This is a genomic window from Paraburkholderia sediminicola, assembly GCF_046026855.1.
Taxonomy (GTDB): Bacteria; Pseudomonadota; Gammaproteobacteria; order Burkholderiales; family Burkholderiaceae; genus Paraburkholderia; species Paraburkholderia sediminicola_A.
Map to the genome: position 1 here is coordinate 46,107 of NZ_JAQQET010000043.1, position 20,237 is coordinate 66,343.

Sequence of the window (20,237 nt, forward strand, 5' to 3'; positions counted from 1 at the left end):
GACAAGGTAGTAAGGGTTGGGAGCGTACTTCGCGAAACCGTGCGCTCAGGTGTGATGCGGCGCCTCCAAATGGGTCCTTGACCGGCGCCGGCTTCTTTAACATTTCGGTTTGTTTTCGTTTCCCCCAATGAAACGATGCGGCGTGGGAGAGGCGCGCGTTGCAGCCAGTTTTCGGTTGACGTAGTCGATGCTTGCGTCAAGAATCGGTCGCCGAGTTCGTCTTAATCTGGACAATCGGATATCGACGTAAATCGACTCGCAGCCGGGAACCACGCACATGGGCCTTCGCTTCTACCTTTCGTTGCGCCAATCACTGGTGGCTGGATCCATGGCGGCCGCTATGTTGGCGATGGCCTTGCTCCTCGCCATCGTCGCCACGTTCAGCCAGATGTGCGCGGCGGCCGAACTGGATGGCTCATCCGCTGCATCCGCCAGCACGGAAACCGCCACATCGCCGGCCGATTTAGCCACGAACTTTGATATCATCACTGTATAAACATACAGGTTTCGTGATAACCCGTGGCGACAGATGCTCCGTCAGACCTCCGCGCTGATGCCCCCTATTACCTGCTGAACTTCGAGCGTGCGCTGGCCTGGCTCGCCGAGCGTTACGACGATCTGCTGGACGCGCACGAGCACGGCTTCCTGCGCGATTTCGCCGCTTTGCCGCAACCGTCGCGCGCCTTGCTGGTTCGCATGCTGATGCGCAAAGGCACGCTGTTCCGTGCCAGCCGTCTTTCTTATGACGAGATTGGTTGCCCCTTTGTGGCAGTTGCGCCTCTGGCGGCACTCGGCTGGGTCGATGCCGAGCCGGCTCTGACGCTTGACGATCTGTTCGCGCTCACCACGCGTCCCGAATTGCTGCTGATCTTTGCGGACGCCGTCGCTTTGATCCCCGGCGCGAAGGGCTTGCGCAAACCGGATCTGCTGGAAACGCTGCGGCCGTTTTACGAACGTGAACGTGAACGTGAACGTGAACGTGAACGGGAAGGTGAGGGTGAGGGTGAGGGTGAGGGCGACGAACAAGGTCCCCTTGCGCATCCGTTGTCCACATGGCACAGCCAAACCACCGACCGCGTCTTTCACGTCGCCATCGCGCCGCTTTGCGAGCGTCTGCGGCTGATGTTCTTCGGCAATCTGCAGCAGGACTGGTCAGAGTTCGTGCTTGCCGATCTCGGCGTGTTCCAGTACGAGAAGGTCGCATTCGCTCCGTCGTCGCGCGCGTTTCAGCAGCGCGTGGACGTCGATGTCTACCTTGCGTTGCATGCGTGCCGCGACGCGCTCGACTGGTTGCCCACAGGAGACTCAGACGCGGAAGCTGAGGCGATCGACGCGCTCGTAGCCGTGATCGCTGCAATCGAAATCTCGAACCCCTGGCTCGAAACGCGTCGCGCGAAACTGCTGTTTCGTATTGGTCAGCATGGCGAGCGTCAACAGAACTGGCCGGCTGCGCTCGCCGTCTACGAGCGTTGCGCGTGGCCCGGCGCGCGCCATCGGCGCTTGCGTGTGCTGGAGCGCAGCGAACGATTCGACGAAGCTTTCGCCCTCGCTTCGCAAGCCGCTGCCACGCCTGAAAGTGAGGAAGAAGCGCAGCGCGTCGCCCGCATGTTGCCGCGTTTGCAGCGCAAGCGTGGCGAGCCGGTGGCACGTGTGCCCGCCGCACGGCCGGTCGCGCGCAGCACACTGGTGTTGCCGCGGCCTGAGGCGCCGCACTCAGTCGAATACGTCGTCCGCGACCATTTGACTTGCGACTCAGCGCCGGTTCACTACGTCGAAAACGCGCTGATCAACTCGCTGTTCGGCTTGCTGTGCTGGGAGCCGGTGTTCGCGGCGCTGCCCGGCGCGTTTTTCCATCCGTTCCAGCACGGGCCGGCCGATCTGCATGCGCCAGATTTTCATGCGCGGCGTGCCGAACAATTCGCCGCATGTCTTGCGCAACTCGACAGCGGCGCCTATCGCGAGACGATTCTGCGGCATTTGCAAAGCAAGGACGGTCTGCAATCGCCGTTCGTGTTCTGGGGCGTGCTGACCCCGGAACTCATCGTCCTGGCACTCGATTGCCTGCCTGCCGCGCATCTGAAACTTTGGTTCGAGCGTCTGCTGCGCGACATCCGCGGCAACCGTTCAGGCCTGCCGGATCTGATCCGTTTCTGGCCGGCCGAGCGCCGTTATGAATTGATCGAAGTAAAAGGCCCCGGCGACCGTTTGCAGGACAACCAGATCCGTTGGCTCGCATACTGCGCGCAGCACGGCATGCCGGTGCGTGTGCTCGATGTGCGATGGGCGGATGAAGATGCCTGCGTGTCTGAAGTGGCAACAGAAATCGAAACTGAGGTGATGGCAGCGGTCGCGAAAGCGGGCACGACAGCGGACACGACAACGGCTCCGAAAGAGACCGCCGAAAAAGTCACCGCAGCGGCTGTAAAAGAGGCCACCCCGTGACCTACGTGGTCGCCGTGCGGGCGATGTGTGAATTCACCGCGCGGCGCGGCGATCTGGATCTGCGCTTTACGCCCGCGCCCACCTCGCTGGAGGGCATGGCCGGCCACGTGACGGTCGCCGGGCGGCGCACGGGCGGTTACGAGACTGAGATCACGCTGACCAGCACGCATCGCGGTTTGACCGTGCGTGGCCGGGCCGATGGCTACGACCGGGCGGCGAACCGGCTGGAAGAAGTCAAAACCCATCGTGGCGCGCTCGAACGGATGCCCGCCAATCACCGCACCCTGCATTGGGCGCAGGCGCTGGTGTACGGCCATCTGCTGTGTCGCGCCCGCGGGCTCGCCGAATTGACAGTTGCGTTGGTGTATTTCGATATCGGCACGCAGAAGGAAACGTTGCTGACCGAAACACACACCGCGCGTGAGCTGGAGATTTTCTTCGTCGAGCAATGCGAGTGCTTTCTCGATTGGGCCGTGCAGGAAGAGGCACATCGCGCCGCGCGCAATGCGGCGCTCAGCGCCTTGCAGTTTCCGCACGGCCAGTTCCGCAGTGGGCAGCGCGAACTGGCCGTGTCGGTGTATCGCGCGGCGCGTGACGGCAAGCCGTTGATGGCGCAGGCGCCCACCGGAATTGGCAAGACGCTGGCGACCATTTTTCCGCTGCTCAAGGCGTGCGCGTCGGATCAGATCGATCGCGTGTTCTTCCTCACCGCGAAAACGCCGGGCCGCGCGCTTGCCCTCGATGCAATCGAAACACTTCATCAAAGCGCCGCGCCGTCTGTTGAACGATTGCCGGAACGATTGCCGCTCAGAACGCTGGAACTGGTCGCGCGCGACAAGGCCTGCGAGCATCCCGACAAGGCCTGCAACGGTGAGTCCTGTCCGCTCGCGCGCGGTTTCTACGACCGGCTCGACGCGGCCCGCAGCGCGGCGTTGGCCGGGCCGAGGCTCGACCGGGCGTCGGTGCGCGAAGCGGCCCTCGAACACGACGTCTGCCCGTATTACCTCGCGCAGGAACTGGTGCGCTGGTCCGACGTGGTGGTTGGCGACTACAACTACTACTACGACAGCAGCGCGATGCTGTACGCGCTCACGCAGATCAATCAATGGCGCGTCGGCGTGCTGGTCGACGAGGCGCATAACCTGCTCGACCGGGCTCGGCGCATGTACAGCGCGTCGCTCGATCAGTCGACGTTCCGGCTCGCCCGAAAAACCGCGCCGGCGACGTTGAAGAAGCCGCTTGAACGGCTTCAGCGCGAGTGGAACGCCGTCAAGCGCGCACAGACCGACTCGTATCAGGTCTATGCCGACGTGCCCGGCAAACTGCTTTCGGCCGCACAGAATCTGATCGGCGCGGTGACGGATCAACTCGCCGAAGCACCGCTTTCAATCGAAGAAGCGTCGCTGCGGTTTTTCTTCGACGCCATGCATTTTGTCGCGCTGGCGGAGCAATTCGGCGAGCATTCGATTTTCGACATCACGCTCAGCGCAGACCGTTACGCGCCGCGCGACAAGCGCAACGCCACGCTGTGCGTGCGCAACGTGATTCCGGCGCCGTTCCTCGCGGGCCGCTACGCTGCCGCGCGCACCACGGTGATGTTTTCCGGCACGCTCAATCCGCATCATTTCTATCGCGACACGCTGGGTCTGCCCGAGCAGACGACCTGGCTCGATGTCGAAGGGCCGTTCCGCGCCGAGCAGTTGCAGGTGCGTGTGGCGGGCAATGTATCGACGCGCTGGCGTGACCGCGAACGTTCGCTCGTGCCCATCGCCGATCTGATCGCGAGGCAGTACGCCGCGCAACCGGGCAATTATCTTGGCTTTCTGAGCAGCTTCGAGTATCTGCAGCAGGTCGTGACGTTGATGCGCGAGCGTCATCCGGCGCTGCCGGTATGGGCGCAGGAACAGGGCATGGACGAGGCGGCGCGCGATGCGTTCCTCGCACGCTTTCGCACCATGAACCAGGGCGTGGGCTTCGCGGTGTTAGGCGGCGCGTTCTCCGAGGGCATCGATCTGGTCGGTCAGCAACTGATCGGCGCCTTCATCGCGACGCTCGGTCTGCCGCAGATGAACGACGTCAACGAGCAGATGCGCCGCACCATGGACGCGAAGTTCGGCAGCGGCTACGACTACATGTATCTGTATCCGGGCTTGCAGAAGGTCGTGCAGGCTGCGGGCCGGGTCATTCGCACGGAGCAGGACCAGGGTGTGGTGCATCTGATCGACGACCGCTACCGGCGCCCGGAAGTGCAGCGGTTGTTGCCGCGCTGGTGGCAGGTGCAATAACAGAGGCAATAAACAGGTGAGGTAAGCGGCGCGGAGCTGGCCCGCGTCCGGGTGCCGTCGCTGATCGTGCATGGCGACCACGACGTCTCTGCACCACTCGAGCTCACTGGGCGGCCGACTGCGGCGCTGATCGAAGGCGCTTCATTGAACGTCTACGAAGGCGCCGGCCACGGCCTGTACTTCACTCATGCGGGGAAGTTGAACCAGGATTTGCTGGCGTTCCTGGGCCACCGGCCGGCTTGGAGTCGACGGGCAGTTGATCTTCAACCGGCGCGTCGGCTTTGCCGGCGGCCGCCTTCAGCGAGGCATCGGCGGGCGGCGGTGAACGCGGGTTGTCTCCCGGTGTGGCCTCGGGGCCATCATTCGGTGTGCCGTTCGATTCGACTTTGGCCGGTACGCTCTCCGGGTCCCACGTCAGCACATGCCGCTGCGGGTTCGCGATGTCGATGCCGCGCGCGCTGAACTGGTTGAGGATGCGCCGGTTGAATTCGCGCTGCACGCCCCAGCGCGCGGTGTCGCGGCATTGGATCTGGCCGGCCAGCGTCACCGCCGAGCCGTCCACGCCATCCACACCCCAGAAGCTGAAGTCGGACAGAATGCCGTCCTTGAACTTCTCGTCCTCGCGCAGCGCGGCGCCAATTTCCTTCAGCGTGGCGATGGCCAGATCGACATCCGCGCCGAACACGATATTGACCTTCACCGCCGCATTGCCGAGTCCGCGATTGGTGTTGTTCACGGTCGAGACCGAACTGAACGGCACGGTGTACAGCGAGCCGTCGCTGCCGCGCAAGCGCACGGTGCGGATCGACAGATATTCAACCGTGCCGGATACGCCCGCGAGCGTGACCCAGTCGCCGACCTGCATGGCGTTTTCCATCAACAGGAACATGCCGGTGATGAAATCCTGCACGAGCTTTTGCGAGCCGAAGCCGAGCGCCACGCCGAAGATACTCGCGCCCGCCAGCAGCGGCCCGATGTTCACGCCGAGTTCGCTCAGGCCGGTAAGCACCACCACCAGTGCAATTACGCAGAAGAGCGCGCTGCGCAGCATCGGCAGGAGGGTGCGCAGACGCGCGGCGCGCACCAGGTCGCCGCTGGTGGTCCAGCGGTCCAGCCGCCGTTCGACCGCCACGTTGACGCTTTCCCACACCAGCAGCGCGATCACGGCGGCGACGCCGATCGTGACCAGCGCCGAAGCCAGCCGATGGCCGATCGAACCGGCCCGGAACAACTCGCCTACATCGACGCCCCATACCTGCAGCAGCGCGAGCGCGGTGACGATGCCGATGATCCACGAGATGACCCGCCGTAACAGCGGGTAGTAGCGGTAGGCATGCTGGTGCACGAGCGACTTCTCCGCGTCACCCTGTACGTGGAAAAGCCGCGCCAGCGCACCGAAAATCACGATCGAGACGACCCGCGCGCCCACCAGGATCGCCAGCGTAATGCCGCCGAGATGCAGCAGGGTGTGATAGCCGTTCTGCACGTCGAGTGCCCAGATGAACCATAGCGCCATCACGATGAACGCCGCGAACCATGCCCATGCGTCGGCGAGTGCATTGCCGAACATTTGCAGCGACTCGCGCGCGGCGAAGCGCGTGCGGATCAATTCGCCGACCGGTTTCGCGCATCGCAGGATCAGGATCGAGATCATGATGTGGCCCGCGAGCGCGACCACCTTCATCAGCGCGAGATGCGCCGCGTCGTTCAAACCGAGCGACTGCGCGATCTCCGCGATCGCCGAGCCGGCGCCGACCACGGCGACGATCCGCACAATCCAGCGCTGCACGAAAACGGCCCATGCATCGCTCATGCGCAGCAGGCGCAGGCGCGGTGCGGTGGGCTGCAGAAAGAAGCCGCTGACGATCACGATCACGCGGCACAGCACGTAGATATCAATCAGTGAATCGAGCGCACGGTCCTGCGGCGTGCCATCTTCAGTGAAGATCGACATCAGCGCGCTCGCCGCGCCGACGAACACGACGAGCGGCAACAGGCGCAGCACCATCGTTAGCAGCGCGCGCGGCAGACGCTGCAGGAGCGTCCAGTGATGCACGGCTTTCTGCTTGCCCTTGGCTTCGGTGGCCTGGCCTGTGGCGGGCGTGGGCGATGAGGTGCCAGGCGGCTTCGCTGTCTGCACCGACGCATCGGGAGCAACGGGCAGCGGCGGTGCGGCATTCGGCGCATCGGCCTGTTGCGGCAGGACGTCGACGGGCAGGTCGGCTCGCGGCGCGCTGTCTTCATCGCCACGTTCGCGGCGCGCGGCGAGGGCCGTGTACGCGCGGCGCAACAGACGGCGCGCGAGCCATTCGAGCCCCAGCGCGGGCAGCAGCGCCGCCAGCAGCGACCAGACGACCTGGCCGAGCACGCTGCGCGCTTGCGGGTTGGTCGATTGCCAATGCCACCAGGCGCGCACCGACGCTACGTCGAGCAGCGCGGCGGCCGAACTGCGCAATGACGAGCCAAGGTGCACGGCCCAATGCGCGCCCTGACGCGCCAGTTGCGAGGCGAGGCCATTGGACTTGAACGCCGCCGGAACGAGCGCGGCGGCACTGCTGGCCGCGGAGGGCGCCGAAGCGGCTGCAGCCGCCGGGACAGGCGGTGCGCTGAGTGCGCCCGCTGCGGCAATCGCCTGGAGCGTGTCGCTGACTTGCGCGCGGCGCTTGGGATCATTGAGGACGCTGAGGGCCTGGCGGGCCTGCTCGGGCGTCAGGGTGAGCGCGGCGCCGGATGCCGCGGATGCGGCGGCGGGTTGCGCCGCGGCGGCAAAGGCCGGCGAGGCGCCTAGCAGGAGAAAAATGACAAACCAGGCGTGAAATATTTTGCGCATAGGGTGTAAGGCGGGGGTACCAGGTGCGGACGACGGTGCCGGGACGCGTGGATCGGTTCGGCGACGTGACCCTGAACCGACACGGGTTGGGTCGTACAAGTTCCATCGGCGGCGGCTTGCGGTGGTCACACGAGAGTTCGGCCAGCCGGTTTGAATTGTAACGTCTGGCAGCAGAAAGCTTGCCTGACGGGGGCACCCCCGGTGGTACTTCAGCCGCGACGCGGGCGCAGCCACAGGGGCTGCGTCGTCAAAAGCGAAAGCGTGGGGACGCCCGGCCACCAGGGCACCCAGTCCGATGATGCCTATTCCGTCGCTTCCATCCCGCCCATCGCGGGTAATCCAAGTGTGCCTTCGACGACCTCGGCGAAGGTGCGCTCCTCGCGCAGAATGAAGCGCCTGGTCTGCGCGAAACTGAAATTTTCCCGCGCTTCGGGATCGGTTCGCAGCCGTGCCCGGTATGTTTCATACGCGGCGAGGCTGTCGAACGCGATCAAGCCCCACGCGATGTCGTTGGTCCCTTCGTGGGGCAGAAAGTAGCCAATCAGATGACCGCCGCAGCGGGGAATAATGCGGCCCCAGTTGCGGGCGTAGTCGTCAAAGGCCTCGCGTTGGAAGGGGTCGATCTGGTAACGGATAAAGCAGGTAATCGTCATGTGCGAGCTCCCAGTCGGATAAGGATGGTCCGAGGACCTGAGCACCAGTATGGCGGCAGGTTGATCGCGACGTTTCAGTGCTTGATGAACTGTGGATGAGACCGCGTGACTGCGCCATGGCGAGCATTGCGAGCGGATCGTCAAAGGGATTCGATCAGCGGTTACGACGGCCGGCCCTCCGGAGCGCGGCAATCGGTGCGGCTTCGCGGAGGTTTACCCGCCTAGGTGGCTTGGGCGATCAAACCAGCGATGGCGCGTGCCGCTCCGCCTCGTCGTCCGCATCCGCGCCGCCGCCGTTCGTGTTCGAGGCGCGCCCGGCCGCCGGCTCCTGATGCAGCCGGTTCGTATGCATCAGGCGATACAGCGTTGCCCGCGAAATGCCGAGTTCGGCCGCGGCCTCGGACAATTTGTAGCCGTGCCGCTGCAACGCGTGTTCGATCGCGTCCTTCTCGGCCTTGCTGCGGATCTCCGCCAGGGTCACGGCCGGCCCGTTGTCGGTTTCCGGCAAGCCGAGGTCGCTTGCCGTGATAAAACGACCTTCGCTCATGACCACGGCACGGCGTACGCAGTTGATCAGCTCGCGCACGTTGCCCGGCCACGGATAGTTCGACATGGCGACGATCGCATCGCTCGACAGCCCGCGCAATTTACGCGCACCGTCCTGCCGGTACATGCTGAGCGCGTAGTTGGCGAGCAGCTTGATGTCGCCGCCGCGCTCGCGCAACGGCGGCTCGACGAGCCGCAGCACGCACAGGCGGTGATACAGGTCGGAGCGGAAGCGGCCATCTTCGACGGCTTTGTCCAGGTCGACGTGGGTCGCCGAAATCACCCGTGCGTCGACCTTGATCGACCCATTGCCACCGAGCCGTTCAATGGTGCCTTCCTGCAGAAAGCGCAACAGGACCGCCTGGCATTCATGCGGCATATCGCCGATTTCATCCAGGAACAGGGTGCCCTCGTTCGCGCTTTCGATCCGGCCGATCTTGCGCTGCAATGCGCCGGTAAAGGCGCCGCGCTCGTGGCCGAACAATTCGGCTTGCAGCAGGCTGGGTGGAATAGCCGCGCAATTGATCGCGACGAACGCCAGGCCTGCGCGCGGCGAGCGCTCGTGAATCGCACGGGCGGTCAGTTCCTTGCCGGTGCCCGATTCGCCGGCGACGAACACGGGGGCATCGGTCACGCTGCATTTGTCGATGCGACGGTACAACTGCTGCATCGCCTCGCATTGCCCGACCATACCGTGCCGGCCGAGCGACGGCGCCGGGGCGACCGGCGCGTGCCGCAGGCTCGACAGCCCGTGCGCGTGGCCGAGCGCGAACACGAGCCGCTCGTTCAGCCACGGCCGGGTAACGAAATCGAAGCAATAGTCGAGGATAAAACGGCTGACCAGTTCGTTTTCCGCCTGGCCTGGCGCGATCTGCGCGACCCAATTGGTTTCGACGCGCCGCATGCAGGAGGCGAGGACGGACAGATGTTGGGACGTGCAGTCACCGGGCAATTCGACGAGGCCGACCTTGATATTGTCACGCTCGATCATGCGTTCGGCAATTGCCGTGCTTCGGGCGTGCACCGCTTGCCAGCCCGATGCTGCGAGAAAGCTGGCGAGATCCTGATCGGGCGAGTTCGATACGTACAGAACCGTGCGTTCGGTGTCGACAGGCGTGCAAGTCGTATTCATGTAACCCCCGGATCGTTGCTGCTCTCAGAACTGCTTTTCGAACTGGACAAACCGGTAAGGACAAACTCACGGTAACTGCAGTGGCGGGGGCATGGAGTGGCGGCGTGAGCCGCGAGGTATTACACATCGGACCGGCGGCAGAACAGCGCTCAACGCTGAAACCGCCGGACTATTTCATCCCCGCATCATAAAAACCGTTTCTTGCCTTGGTGGCCTGACACAAGCGCTCTACGTGGCGCATGGCTTAACCATAAGCGAAAGTGCTTTCGAGCGCCATACAAACAAATATGGATTCAGAAACGTTTTTCGCGTCGCCACGTGTTGGCTTGCGGTTCAAAAATAGCCGGTCAAGCCCGGCTATGCGCGGTGTGCCACACAACGTCGCAAATCACATTGCTGTAGGTGTGCGACGGATATCGTGCCGTCGAGTCGACGTGTCTCAAGCTTGCGACATCTTTGGCACCCGGTCTCCAGCGCTGTTTCGTGGCCCGAAGCATCGGCACATTTGACCGGGGCATGCCGCAAAGCACGGCCGGACGCGGCCCGGTGAAGGGTGCAGCCGGGTATGCAAGCAGGTAGATCCTTCCTTGACGCGTTGGAAGGTGAACCAACCGCGTCTCGAATTCGAATCAACGTGTGCCATCAGGCAGGGTCCGGCGCGGTGTTTTGCGGCAAAAATCACGCTGCGGCAAGGGATTGAAGGCGCATGGCACAGCCATTGCAATAGGAGACTCACAAGCGAATGCATTGCCGCCTGGTTCCTGAAAGCCGGGGAAACAGCAGCCGGAACCCGGTGGCAAACATAGTCTTCGTAAGCGCGGCCGGGGAAGCCAATGTGTCTTACGAGGGTGCGGCGGGGCCACTGAAAAACGGATGTCAAAAAAAACGGGGTGAATGATCGATACGACGTATCGGTCATTCGTCACCGGACAACGTGAAGCGCTGACTACGCCACTTTTTCCGTCAAACTGGACGGACTCGAAGTAGATGGCCGTCATTGATGGCCAATAGCGACAGGTACCGCACTCGAGCAATTCGCGAGCGCGCGACGCACAGAACAGGGAAGGGCAGCGTACGGTCAGGACCGGCCGGCGCGAAGAAGCGGGGAAACGGCCTTAGTCTCCATAGAGAGGCACACGCTACGAGGTGAACCGGGTGCTGTGCCCGTGTATTAGCGCGGGCATGGCTTACCTGGATACGGCCTTGAAATGACCGATCATTCGGGGGTTGTCATGAAAACGATCAGCAAGCCGGCCGCAGCGCGGCTCGACTACGACACCACGGCGCACGGCGCCGGTCTCTGCTATCGGCGTCACTTTGCACGGCAGCGTACATTGTTCGCCGCGCCGTCAGCCGATCTGCTTACGCTGGTGATCGCCGAAGCGATGAAACGTAAGGCTCAGCCCGAGATTCAGCGCGAGGTGTTGCGCGACGCCGTGTTTGAAATCCCGGTTTCGCCTGAACCGGAGCACGATCGCGGTATGGACATCTACTCATCCGATCCCGACGAATATTCCTGAACGTCGACCGTTGAGAGGGGCACGGCCGCCTGTTCGCAGCGCGGCCGAATGCCGGTAAACGTCGGGATTCAGAAACTGGTTGTTTGCGGATACCCGTTTGCGTTGCAGGTTGGGCGCATTGTGCGGGAGGCGCGACGCCTGTCCTGTGTCGAGCAGTATCGTGCCTGGCGGGGTAAGGTGTGGTTTCGGGTCATGCCGGGCATGTTTTGCCGGTGTATGGTGTAGTTTTGCCAGCGGCGCAGGCGGCAAGACCCCAGCCCACCCGATTACCCTTAAGAGAGCCGCACGAGCCCAGCATCATCCATGCAAAACGATATAAACCCGTTCAACGACATGGCGTCGATCCTGTCCAATCCGATCCTCAACACGGATTCGTATAAGGCATCGCACTACCTGCAATATCCACCCGAAGCGACGGCGATGTTTTCATACATCGAGTCGCGTGGCGGACGCTATGACCGCACGCTGTTCTTCGGCCTTCAGATGCTGCTCAAGGAGTATCTGTGCCGCCCCATCACCGCGGAGATGATCGGGCAGGCAAAGGCGTTCTTCACGACGCATGGCGAGCCATTCAACGAAGCCGGCTGGCGCTACATTGTCGAGCACCATAACGGCTATCTGCCCGTGCGGATTCGCGCCGTGCCGGAAGGCTCGGTGGTGCCCACGCACAACGTTCTGGTCACCGTCGAATGCGACGATCCTCAGGTGTTCTGGCTGGCCTCGTATCTGGAAACCATGCTGCTACGCGTGTGGTATCCGATTACGGTCGCAACGCAAAGCTGGCATCTGCGCAAGACCATTCGTGCCTATCTGCAGAAAAGCAGCGACGACCTCACGCAACTGCCGTTCAAGCTGCACGATTTCGGCGCGCGCGGCGTGTCGAGTGCGGAGTCGGCGGCGATTGGCGGCGCGGCGCATCTCGTCAGTTTCATGGGTTCGGATACGGTGCTCGGCGTCGTTGCCGCGAATCATTTCTACAACGAACCGATGGCCGCGTTTTCGGTGCCGGCAGCTGAACACAGCACGATCACGTCATGGGGGCGCGAGCGTGAAACGGATGCCTTCCGCAACATGATCGCGAAGTTCGGCAAGCCGGGGGCGATCGTTTCGGTGGTGTCCGATTCCTACGACCTGTTCGCCGCGCTCCAGGTATGGGGCACGGAGCTGAAGCAGGCGGTGCTCGATTCCGGCGGCACGCTGGTGATCCGCCCTGATTCAGGGGATCCGCTGACGATTGTCCTGCAGACCATGCGGGCGCTCGGGGCATCGTTCGGTTCGACAGTAAACGGCAAGGGGCGGCGCGTGCTCAATCACGTCCGCGTGATTCAGGGCGACGGCGTGAATCCGGATTCGATCGAGGCGATCCTGGCGGGCATGGATGAGGCCGGCTTCGCAGCGGACAACATCGTGTTCGGCATGGGCGGTGCGTTGCTGCAGCAGATCAACCGCGATACGCAGCGGTTCGCCATGAAGTGTTCGGCCATCCGGCTTGGCGATGATTGGCACGACGTACACAAGGATCCGGTCACGGATGCCGGCAAGCGGTCGATGAAAGGGCGGCTTACCTTGCTGGTGAACCGTCACACAGGCGAGTATCGGACGGTGACGCTGCCGGTGGTGTGGGATGACCGTACCGCCGAAGAGGATTGGGACGAAGCGCTCATCACTGTTTTCGATTCCGGCAAACTGCTGGTCGATGTTGCGTTTTCTGAAGTCAGGAAGTGGGCTCACGCGGGTGAGCGTTAGCCGGGTGTTCGGTGCTGGCAGCGGCGGCGGCATGGCAGTTGAACCACCGCTGCTGCTGGCACCAAAACAGACGTGTTAGCTCACGTTCCAGACCGAAACGCCGAAGGCATCCACATCGATCCGGCAGGCACTTCCTTCCCGCAGCCGGGCATCTTCGTTTGCGATATCGAAGCGCACCCCCGCGATATTCAGACGGACATACCGCTCACCGCGCCGTAACTCGACCGCGTCGACCACGCCGGCATGCGCGCCATCAGGTGAAATAACCACGGCGTGAGACGAAATGCGCCACATCACCCGTTGCCCGACGGGAATCGCAGAACCGCTATCGCCCGTTGCGATCGCCAGGCCGTTGCCAATTTCAACGCGCCCAGGCGCCCTCATCAAACCTTCGCCGACGTTGTGCAAGCCGAGCAACTCGGCAACCCGCATCGAAGCCGGCCGTTCGAACACGGCATCGATGAAACCGGCCTGCAGCACGCGCCCCTGTTCGACAACCAGCACCTCGTCGGCAAGCAGCGCCGCTTCGTCGGGATCGTGCGTGACGATAATCGTCACCGCCGCAATCTCGCGCTGCAGTGCCCGCAGCGACTGCTGCAAACGACGTCGCCGTGGCGTATCGAGTGCCGCGAACGGCTCGTCGAACAGCAACAATTCGCTATGACGCGTGAGCGCCCGCGCCAGCGCCACGCGTTGCCGCTGACCGAACGACAATTGATGCGGCAAGCGTGCAACCAGTTGCGCGAGGCCGAGATGATCGAGCCAGTAACGCGCACTGGCCGTGTCGGCATCGACGGGAAACGCGAGTTGCTGCGCGACCGTCATGTGTGGAAACAGGCCGTAGTCTTGCGGCATATAGCCGATCTGACGGCGCTCGGGCGGCAGTGTGCCCAAGTCGGTGGCGCCAAGCCGAACGGAACAGGATGCGTTGGATTCGAGCCCTGCGATCAGACGCAATGCCAGCGATTTGCCGGAGCCCGATGGCCCGATGATCGCAAGCCGTCGCGTCGCGGGCGTCCACGCTATATCGAGTTCGAACGCGCCCAGGCGGCGCTGCAAATGAAAGGCGAGACGAAGATCGGAAGTCTCGCCCCGGCTCGCCGTTAGATCCGTGCCGGGTTCCAGCGCATCGTCGCCGTTTTCGGTTTGTTCGAGCGAGGCTTTCTGCCGAAGGCTGTAAATCGACAGCGCCGCGCACACAATCGCAATCGCGAGCGTGGGCAGAAGCAGGGGCATCATCGCCGGTAAGCCCTGGCCGCCGAAGACGACGTACGTGTACACCGGCAGCGAATACGGGTGATAGGCCACCATCACGGTCGCGCCGAATTCGCCGAACGCACGCAACCACGCGAGCGCGAGTCCCGCGCGAATTGCCGGCCATGCAACCGGCAGCATGACGCGGAAAAAGCGGCTGCCCGCATGATGACCGAGCGTCGCGGCCACGTCGTCGAGCACGGGGTCCACGGCGGCGAACGCCGATTTCGCGGCGATGATCAGGAAGGGCGCGGCCACGAAAACTTCCGCGAGCACGATGCCGGCAAATGAATCCGTCAACGCCCCGTTAGTGAATCGGCCGACCCAGCTATACGGGCCGAGCAGAAACAATAACAACACGCCGCTCGTGAGCGGTGGCAAGGCAAGCGGCAACTGCACGACGAAGCCGAGCAGTGCCATCTTGCGCGAGTTCGAGCGCGCCAGAAAATAGCCGAGCGGCACGCCGCCCAGCAAAATCACCAGTGAGGCCACGCTGGCGCTTGCTGCCGACACACCGACCGCCGACCACGTCGCGCGCCAATCGACATTCGGCCAATCGGCCGCGCCGAGTTGCGGCACGCTCGCAATAAACGGGGCGCACAGATAGACGGCAAGCAGCGCCGCCAGCCACAGCAGCGGTCGCGCGGTGGACCGCTTCACCGCCTGTTTCACCACCTTATTGCGCGGCGTCGATCACGGCTTGTACCGAAGGCGGCATCGCCTGCACGTTGCCGGTAATGGTGGGTTTGATCACGTCCACGCCGTGTTGCTTGAGGAGCGCACGCCCTTGTGCGCTCAGCAGGAAGTCGACGAAGCTGCTCGCGCCCGTACGGTTCGGTGCATCGTTGAGAATCGTCAGCGTGTAGCTCGCCTTGGCCTGCAATTCGGGGGCCGGGCGGATCGCCGGAATCTTCAGGTCGGACGTTTCGGTCGAATAGAAAAAGCCGCCGTCGAGCTGGCCGGATTGCAGGCGGCCCACCAGCGTTTCTTCAGGCAAAACCTGGGCGGGATTTTCCGCGTCGCCCAGCGTCTTCTCGACGAGGTCCGGCTGATGGTAGAGCGCCGCGGCCTTCGTCACCATCTCGACGGTGAATGCGCCCTTCGGATCGAGCTTCGGATCGGTACGGCCGATACGGATGCCCGGCTCCTGCAGCACCTGATCCCAGCGCTTGTTTTTGAAGTCCGCCGCGAACTTGCTTTGCGGGTTGTAGCCGATCATCAACGGCGATTCGGCGAAGCTCACATACCATGTGACATGGTCGCCGTTCGCCTCGCCCATCAGGCTGGTGTTCACCTTCGGACTCGCACTGATGAACACGTCGCCGCGGCGCAGCTTGCCTTTGATCTCGTTGGCGATCTTGTTCGAGCCTGCCGCATAGCCGCGGAACTGCTGGCCGGTGGCCTTTTCAAAAGCCGGCCCCACGCTGCGCTCCATCAGATTGACGAGCGAGCCGGCGTACAGCACGTTGACCGTGTTGTCCTGCGCGAAGGCGGGTGCGGCCGTCACCACGCCGGCGACGACCACGAAAGATGCAAGGAGCTTGCGAATCATGCGATTAACCCCGATACGTTATTAAGAGCGCTATATTACGACGTCATCGCATTGCGTTGTGCGTCGCTGCGCGCGCGATGTGGTCAATTGAGCGGGAAAATCCGCACGTAGCTGGTGCCGCTCGTGCTGCCGGCGCGGTCGATGGCGTACAACTGGTGCCGCCGCGCGTCCACGGCTACGCCGCGAGCGTCCTGAAAGTCATTTGCAAGCACACTGATCGTGCCGTCCGGCGCGATCCGGCAGAGGCCGGTGGTGTTGCACTTGGTATAGAGGGTGCCGCTTGCGTCGACGGCCATGAGGTCGGGGCTGTTGATCTGCGCGAGCGTCGCGCTCGGCGCTACCGCCTGCGCTCCGCCGAGCAGCGCGCTCAGACTGGATTTGACGATGGTGTTGTTCGCCTGATCGGAGACGTACACGGTGTCGCCCGACACGGCAACGCCGACCGGCTTGCCGAGACCCGACAACAGATCGCGCTCGACAGCCGTATGGGCGTTCGGATCGTAGGTGATGAGGCTCAGGCCGCCTTGTGGCGGCGTGCTGCCGCTTTTGACAAACCACGTGGACAGCAAGCGATTCGAGCCGATCGAGATGAGCCCAAGGCGGCGTCGTGCCGGATCGGGGCCGCTCAGCGGCGTAATCGCGTCCACGCCCGTGATGCCGAACACCGCGCTCGCGGTGCCGAAGCCGAAGCGTTCGATCATCAGGGTGCCGGCATCCGCGAAGCTCAACTGGCTCAGGCTGTTCGCCTGGCCGGCCACGACCGGTACGGTGGTGTAATGCGAGAAGGTGTGACCGTCGGGTGAGGAAAGCACGCCGTTGGTTTGATCGTCGGTGATGAAGACGGCGCCGTCCGCCGCACGCACCGCAATGCCGTTCGGCGAAGCGCTGACGGCGATACGTTGTGGCACTGCCGTGACGTCATCGCCACCGCAACCCGCCAGCAAGGCGATCAAACCACAACTGACGAGCGCGAGGCGGGTGGTGCGGAGCAAAGCGGGCGAGAGAGCGGGTGAAAAGCGCATGTGATCTCCTGAGCCGGCCGGATTGAAGGCCGGCCGCGAAGCCGGCCTGTCGACACGGGCCGTGAATTTTTATAGGTGTGGATGACGCCGGCTGAGTGTTCGATATGCCTGGCGATATAGTGCGTATCGATGCATTTTCGTGCTGCGGCGGCCATCGCAGCGTAATATACACACGGACATAACGAGTGAACAAGCCGCTCAGGCATCAATGCTGGAGATAAGTGCAGATGGATAGTGTGAATGTGATTGCCGCGCCTGCAGTCGTCGGCGCGCTCGTCCTGAGCGGACGGTTCCAACGCCCGCTGTCTTTTGACCTCGCGCGGCTCAAGGGTTACGAAAGCGTGCTGGCCACGCCGTTTGATCTGCGCTGCTACACGACAAATCGTTTTATCCGCAGCGTCGAGCCGTATCGCGGCGTGCGTTTGACGACCCTGATTTCGGAAGCGGGCCTGCCGAACGAGGTGCCGGGTGAGTTCAAGCGCACGGTGTTCGTGGCGGTGGGGCACGATGGCTACGTCGTGACGTTCTCGTGGCATGAGCTGTTCAACACGCCGGTCGGCGAGAACGTGCTGGTCGCATACGAATGCGGAGGCCGCGCGCTCGATGCCGAGGACGGTGCGCCGATTCTGTTTTCCGGTTCGGACATCCTGCCCGCACCACGCCACGTCAAACGTCTCGCGCGTATTGAGGCCCATGTTCTGAAACCTTTGGCGTAATCGATTCGTGCGACAGGCGTAACATGGTTGGCTGTTCATCATCGTGTTGCCGCCATGCCTGACGAACCGCTTTCGCCTGTTGCGGATGTTGCCGCGCGCAGCCCCGAACCGTTGTTTGCGTCGCTCGACGCGCAGGTTGCCGAGTGCACGGCAAAGTGGCTGGCCGCGGCCACAGACGCCGCGTCGCCCGATACTCAACTGTTCGCCAAACTGATTGCCGCGCGCGACGTGCGCCACGAACTTGCGCTGTCTGGTTTGTCGCAGCAGGCATGGCGCGCGCTACTGGAGCGGCACTTTGTGCACGCGGCCGTGCCCGCACCATTGTCTTCATTGCCGCCCGTCGACACCGGCGAACGTGCGGAATTCGTCGAAACCTTACGCGCGCTGCTGCTCACGTATTCCAGCACGGTTGTCGACGCGAACGACGCTCGCTGCCTCGCCTCGATCATCGCTCACGCATGCTTGCGGCCGGATCACCTGTGGCGCGACCTCGGCCTCGCGGGCCGCGAAGAAGTCACATGGATGCTGACGCGGTATTTCCCCTCGCTCGTCGTGCTGAATGTCGGCAATCTGCGCTGGAAGAAATTCCTCGCCCAGCACCGCGCGCTTTCATTAGGGCTTCAGCCCAGCCCGGCTCCCGGTTGCCCGGGCTGCGAAGACTACGGGCATTGCTTCCCGAACCACCGCTGAAGGCCATTCAGCCAGGGTGGCAGGGCGAGGCGGTTCGTGTATGCTTTCGCGCATGGCTGAAACCGCGAAAACCAAACCAGCACCCGCGACAAAATCCGCGAAACCGCGCCCCGAAGTGCGCTTCAGAATGCGCATCCGTAGCGGTGACGCGGTCGCGCTTGGGCCGGGCAAAGTCGAACTGCTCGAAGCCGTGCGCGAATACGGCTCGATCTCCGCTGCGGCGCGCAGCCTCGGCATGTCGTACCGGCGCGCCTGGCTGCTGATCGACGAGCTGAACCGTTCGCTCAAAGCGCCCGCCACGCACTCGGAGCAAGGCGGTCAAAGCGGCGGCGGCTGTACGCTGACGCCGGTCGGCGAAAACATCATTCGTCTGTACCGCGATGTCGAAGTCGAGGCGCAACGAAGCTGCGCGAAACAGCTCGCCGAGCTGACCAGGATGATTCGCTCCTGAGCGGTTGAGGCTTGTCCGGTTCAGAGCTCAGGTCTCAAGTTTCAACCGTGGCGCAGGCAAAACGCCGACGGCGGCGGATTGCCCAACTGGGCAAGATGCTCGGGGCGCAGGCGGTCCATCAAATCGACAAAGCTGGCCACGCTCGCTGTGCGCAACGGGTGGTAGTCGATCTGATGGCGTTCGCAAACCCGCTTGAGCGTATTCATTGAATCGTGATCGACGCAGTCGACCGGAAACACGACGATATCCGCGCCCGGCAACGCAGCGGCCAGCAGACCTTTGCGATCTTCCACGCCGCCGTCGTGCACCACGAAATCTCCGCCGGCGGCTTCCACCAGTCGCTTGAGCGCGGCATTCGAGCCGGGTCGCCCGCCCACATACACAATCCGTTTGCCGCGCACCCCGTCGAGGCTGGCTTGCCGCGTCCCCGCGCCATGGCTGTCCGCTGCATCCACCGTCGCGCGTTCCAGCGCATCGCATTCGCCTTGCACCAGCTTGAGAAGCGCCAGCGCCTGATCGTGGCTCCTGCGTAACGTGAGAGCCGCGCCTTGTTCCTGCAGTACGCGCTGTTCCGCGGCCTCACGGCGACTCGTATGCAGCGCCACCCGCTGGTCAGTGTCGGCCAGCTTGTCACGCAGCCTCGCTACCTCGGCTTCGAGATCGGAGGGATTCGCTGGCGTCTGGCGCGTAGCCACGGCGGCGAGCTGCGCGATCTGCTCGTTGAGCGCGGCGATCGATGTGTCGCGCTGCGTGCTGAGCTCCTGCAGGCGGGTTTGCTGCCGCTCGACTTTCTCTTTCAACTCGGCATTTTCCGCTTCGAGCGCAACCAGCCTGCGGATGTCCGCGCGATTCGCCGCGCCGACCAGATGCGACAGCATGTGCAATTCGCCAAACGCTTTCTGGCGCACGTGCAAGGTCGCGTACGGATGCGTCATCAAGGCCCAGTAAGCGGGCGGGATGTCGCCACTTTTCACCGCTTCATCCCAGAGCTTGAGCAACTCGACGTCGTCGGCGGCTTTGTCGAAGCGACGGATCGCCATCGCATAGTGCTCGTCGAGCAATTTGTGCAGGGCTTTGGCGCCCGCGCCGCCATCGATCGCGAGTTCGACGGCCGAGTGATGAATCTCGACATCGCTCGCGTCCCGGCGATCGAGACCAGTGAATCTGGGCACTAACTTACGCAGTTCATGCGTGCTGAGGCAGGTGCCGATGATCGAACAGTGCAGTTGGCCGTCAAGCTCCGCGAGGCGCACGCGCCGTTTGGTATTCGAGAACGACGCCTGGGCGGGCGTGCAACAGGGGTCGGCTGCGCGCAAACCGGTGCCGGCGACTTCGTCGCCAGACAGTTTGAGGCGCTGGGGCTGGGCGAGACGAAACGGCGGCGTGTGCATGAGGACC

General features: G+C 63.4%; 15 protein-coding genes. 8 read left to right on the forward strand and 7 right to left on the reverse strand.

Features of this window, described 5'->3' with window-relative positions; all coding sequences use genetic code 11:
* Window positions 1-277 precede the first annotated feature (277 nt).
* From PQR40_RS34175 to PQR40_RS34185, 3 genes are read left to right on the forward strand one after another with little or no spacing between them, the layout of a single operon-like run.
* Window positions 278-496 carry a hypothetical protein gene (locus PQR40_RS34175; RefSeq protein ID WP_408510783.1) on the forward strand — a complete coding sequence of 73 codons (219 nt, stop codon included), beginning with the start codon at window positions 278-280 and terminating at the stop codon, window positions 494-496.
* A gap of 23 nt (window positions 497-519) precedes the next feature.
* Entirely contained in the window at window positions 520-2,442 is a 1,923-nt protein-coding gene (locus tag PQR40_RS34180; protein ID WP_408510784.1) for a VRR-NUC domain-containing protein, read from the forward strand.
* Window positions 2,439-4,727, forward strand: a complete 2,289-nt coding sequence (locus PQR40_RS34185) for an ATP-dependent DNA helicase (protein WP_408510785.1) — start codon at window positions 2,439-2,441, stop codon at window positions 4,725-4,727. The genes PQR40_RS34180 and PQR40_RS34185 overlap by 4 nt, the downstream gene beginning before the upstream one ends.
* A 181-nt stretch (window positions 4,728-4,908) precedes the next feature.
* Here the strand turns inward: PQR40_RS34185 and PQR40_RS34190 are convergent, their stop codons facing one another.
* The 3 genes from PQR40_RS34190 to PQR40_RS34200 all read right to left on the reverse strand — a co-directional run bounded on the left by PQR40_RS34190 (window position 4,909) and on the right by PQR40_RS34200 (window position 9,888).
* On the reverse strand, window positions 4,909-7,557 hold the full coding sequence (locus PQR40_RS34190; RefSeq protein ID WP_408510786.1) for a mechanosensitive ion channel family protein: 2,649 nt from the start codon (window positions 7,555-7,557) through the stop codon (window positions 4,909-4,911).
* Between the two features lie 302 nt (window positions 7,558-7,859).
* Window positions 7,860-8,210, reverse strand: a complete 351-nt coding sequence (locus tag PQR40_RS34195; RefSeq protein ID WP_408510787.1) for an NIPSNAP family protein — start codon at window positions 8,208-8,210, stop codon at window positions 7,860-7,862.
* A gap of 238 nt (window positions 8,211-8,448) precedes the next feature.
* Window positions 8,449-9,888 (reverse strand): sigma 54-interacting transcriptional regulator, encoded by a 1,440-nt coding sequence (locus tag PQR40_RS34200; RefSeq protein ID WP_408239827.1) that lies wholly within the window; start codon window positions 9,886-9,888, stop codon window positions 8,449-8,451.
* A 1,232-nt stretch (window positions 9,889-11,120) separates the two neighbouring features.
* Here PQR40_RS34200 and PQR40_RS34205 point away from each other — a divergent pair.
* Together PQR40_RS34205 and PQR40_RS34210 are read left to right on the forward strand one after the other, a co-directional pair.
* A complete protein-coding gene (locus tag PQR40_RS34205; RefSeq protein WP_408239830.1) occupies window positions 11,121-11,408 on the forward strand; it encodes a hypothetical protein in 288 nt (95 codons plus the stop codon).
* Window positions 11,409-11,711: 303 nt separating this feature from the next.
* A complete protein-coding gene (locus PQR40_RS34210; RefSeq protein ID WP_408510788.1) occupies window positions 11,712-13,154 on the forward strand; it encodes a nicotinate phosphoribosyltransferase in 1,443 nt (480 codons plus the stop codon).
* 75 nt (window positions 13,155-13,229) lie between these two features.
* Here PQR40_RS34210 and PQR40_RS34215 read toward each other — a convergent pair whose 3' ends face one another.
* The 3 genes from PQR40_RS34215 to PQR40_RS34225 form a co-directional block, all read right to left on the reverse strand.
* Window positions 13,230-15,068: an ABC transporter ATP-binding protein/permease gene (locus tag PQR40_RS34215; protein ID WP_408510789.1), complete on the reverse strand. Its 1,839-nt coding sequence runs from the start codon at window positions 15,066-15,068 to the stop codon at window positions 13,230-13,232.
* A 16-nt stretch (window positions 15,069-15,084) separates the two neighbouring features.
* Window positions 15,085-15,960, reverse strand: a complete 876-nt coding sequence (locus tag PQR40_RS34220) for an extracellular solute-binding protein (RefSeq protein WP_408510790.1) — start codon at window positions 15,958-15,960, stop codon at window positions 15,085-15,087.
* Window positions 15,961-16,043: 83 nt separating this feature from the next.
* Entirely contained in the window at window positions 16,044-16,982 is a 939-nt protein-coding gene (locus PQR40_RS34225) for a hypothetical protein (protein WP_408239843.1), read from the reverse strand.
* 227 nt (window positions 16,983-17,209) lie between these two features.
* Between PQR40_RS34225 and PQR40_RS34230 the strand changes: the two genes are divergently transcribed.
* The 3 genes from PQR40_RS34230 to PQR40_RS34240 all read left to right on the forward strand — a co-directional run bounded on the left by PQR40_RS34230 (window position 17,210) and on the right by PQR40_RS34240 (window position 18,839).
* Window positions 17,210-17,698, forward strand: a complete 489-nt coding sequence (locus tag PQR40_RS34230; RefSeq protein ID WP_408239846.1) for a molybdopterin-dependent oxidoreductase — start codon at window positions 17,210-17,212, stop codon at window positions 17,696-17,698.
* 54 nt (window positions 17,699-17,752) lie between these two features.
* Window positions 17,753-18,388 carry a nitrogen fixation protein NifQ gene (locus tag PQR40_RS34235; protein WP_408510791.1) on the forward strand — a complete coding sequence of 212 codons (636 nt, stop codon included), beginning with the start codon at window positions 17,753-17,755 and terminating at the stop codon, window positions 18,386-18,388.
* A 127-nt stretch (window positions 18,389-18,515) separates the two neighbouring features.
* On the forward strand, window positions 18,516-18,839 hold the full coding sequence (locus PQR40_RS34240) for a winged helix-turn-helix domain-containing protein (RefSeq protein WP_527250856.1): 324 nt from the start codon (window positions 18,516-18,518) through the stop codon (window positions 18,837-18,839).
* A 41-nt stretch (window positions 18,840-18,880) separates the two neighbouring features.
* Here PQR40_RS34240 and PQR40_RS34245 read toward each other — a convergent pair whose 3' ends face one another.
* Entirely contained in the window at window positions 18,881-20,230 is a 1,350-nt protein-coding gene (locus tag PQR40_RS34245; RefSeq protein ID WP_408510793.1) for a DUF2325 domain-containing protein, read from the reverse strand.
* Window positions 20,231-20,237 lie beyond the last annotated feature (7 nt).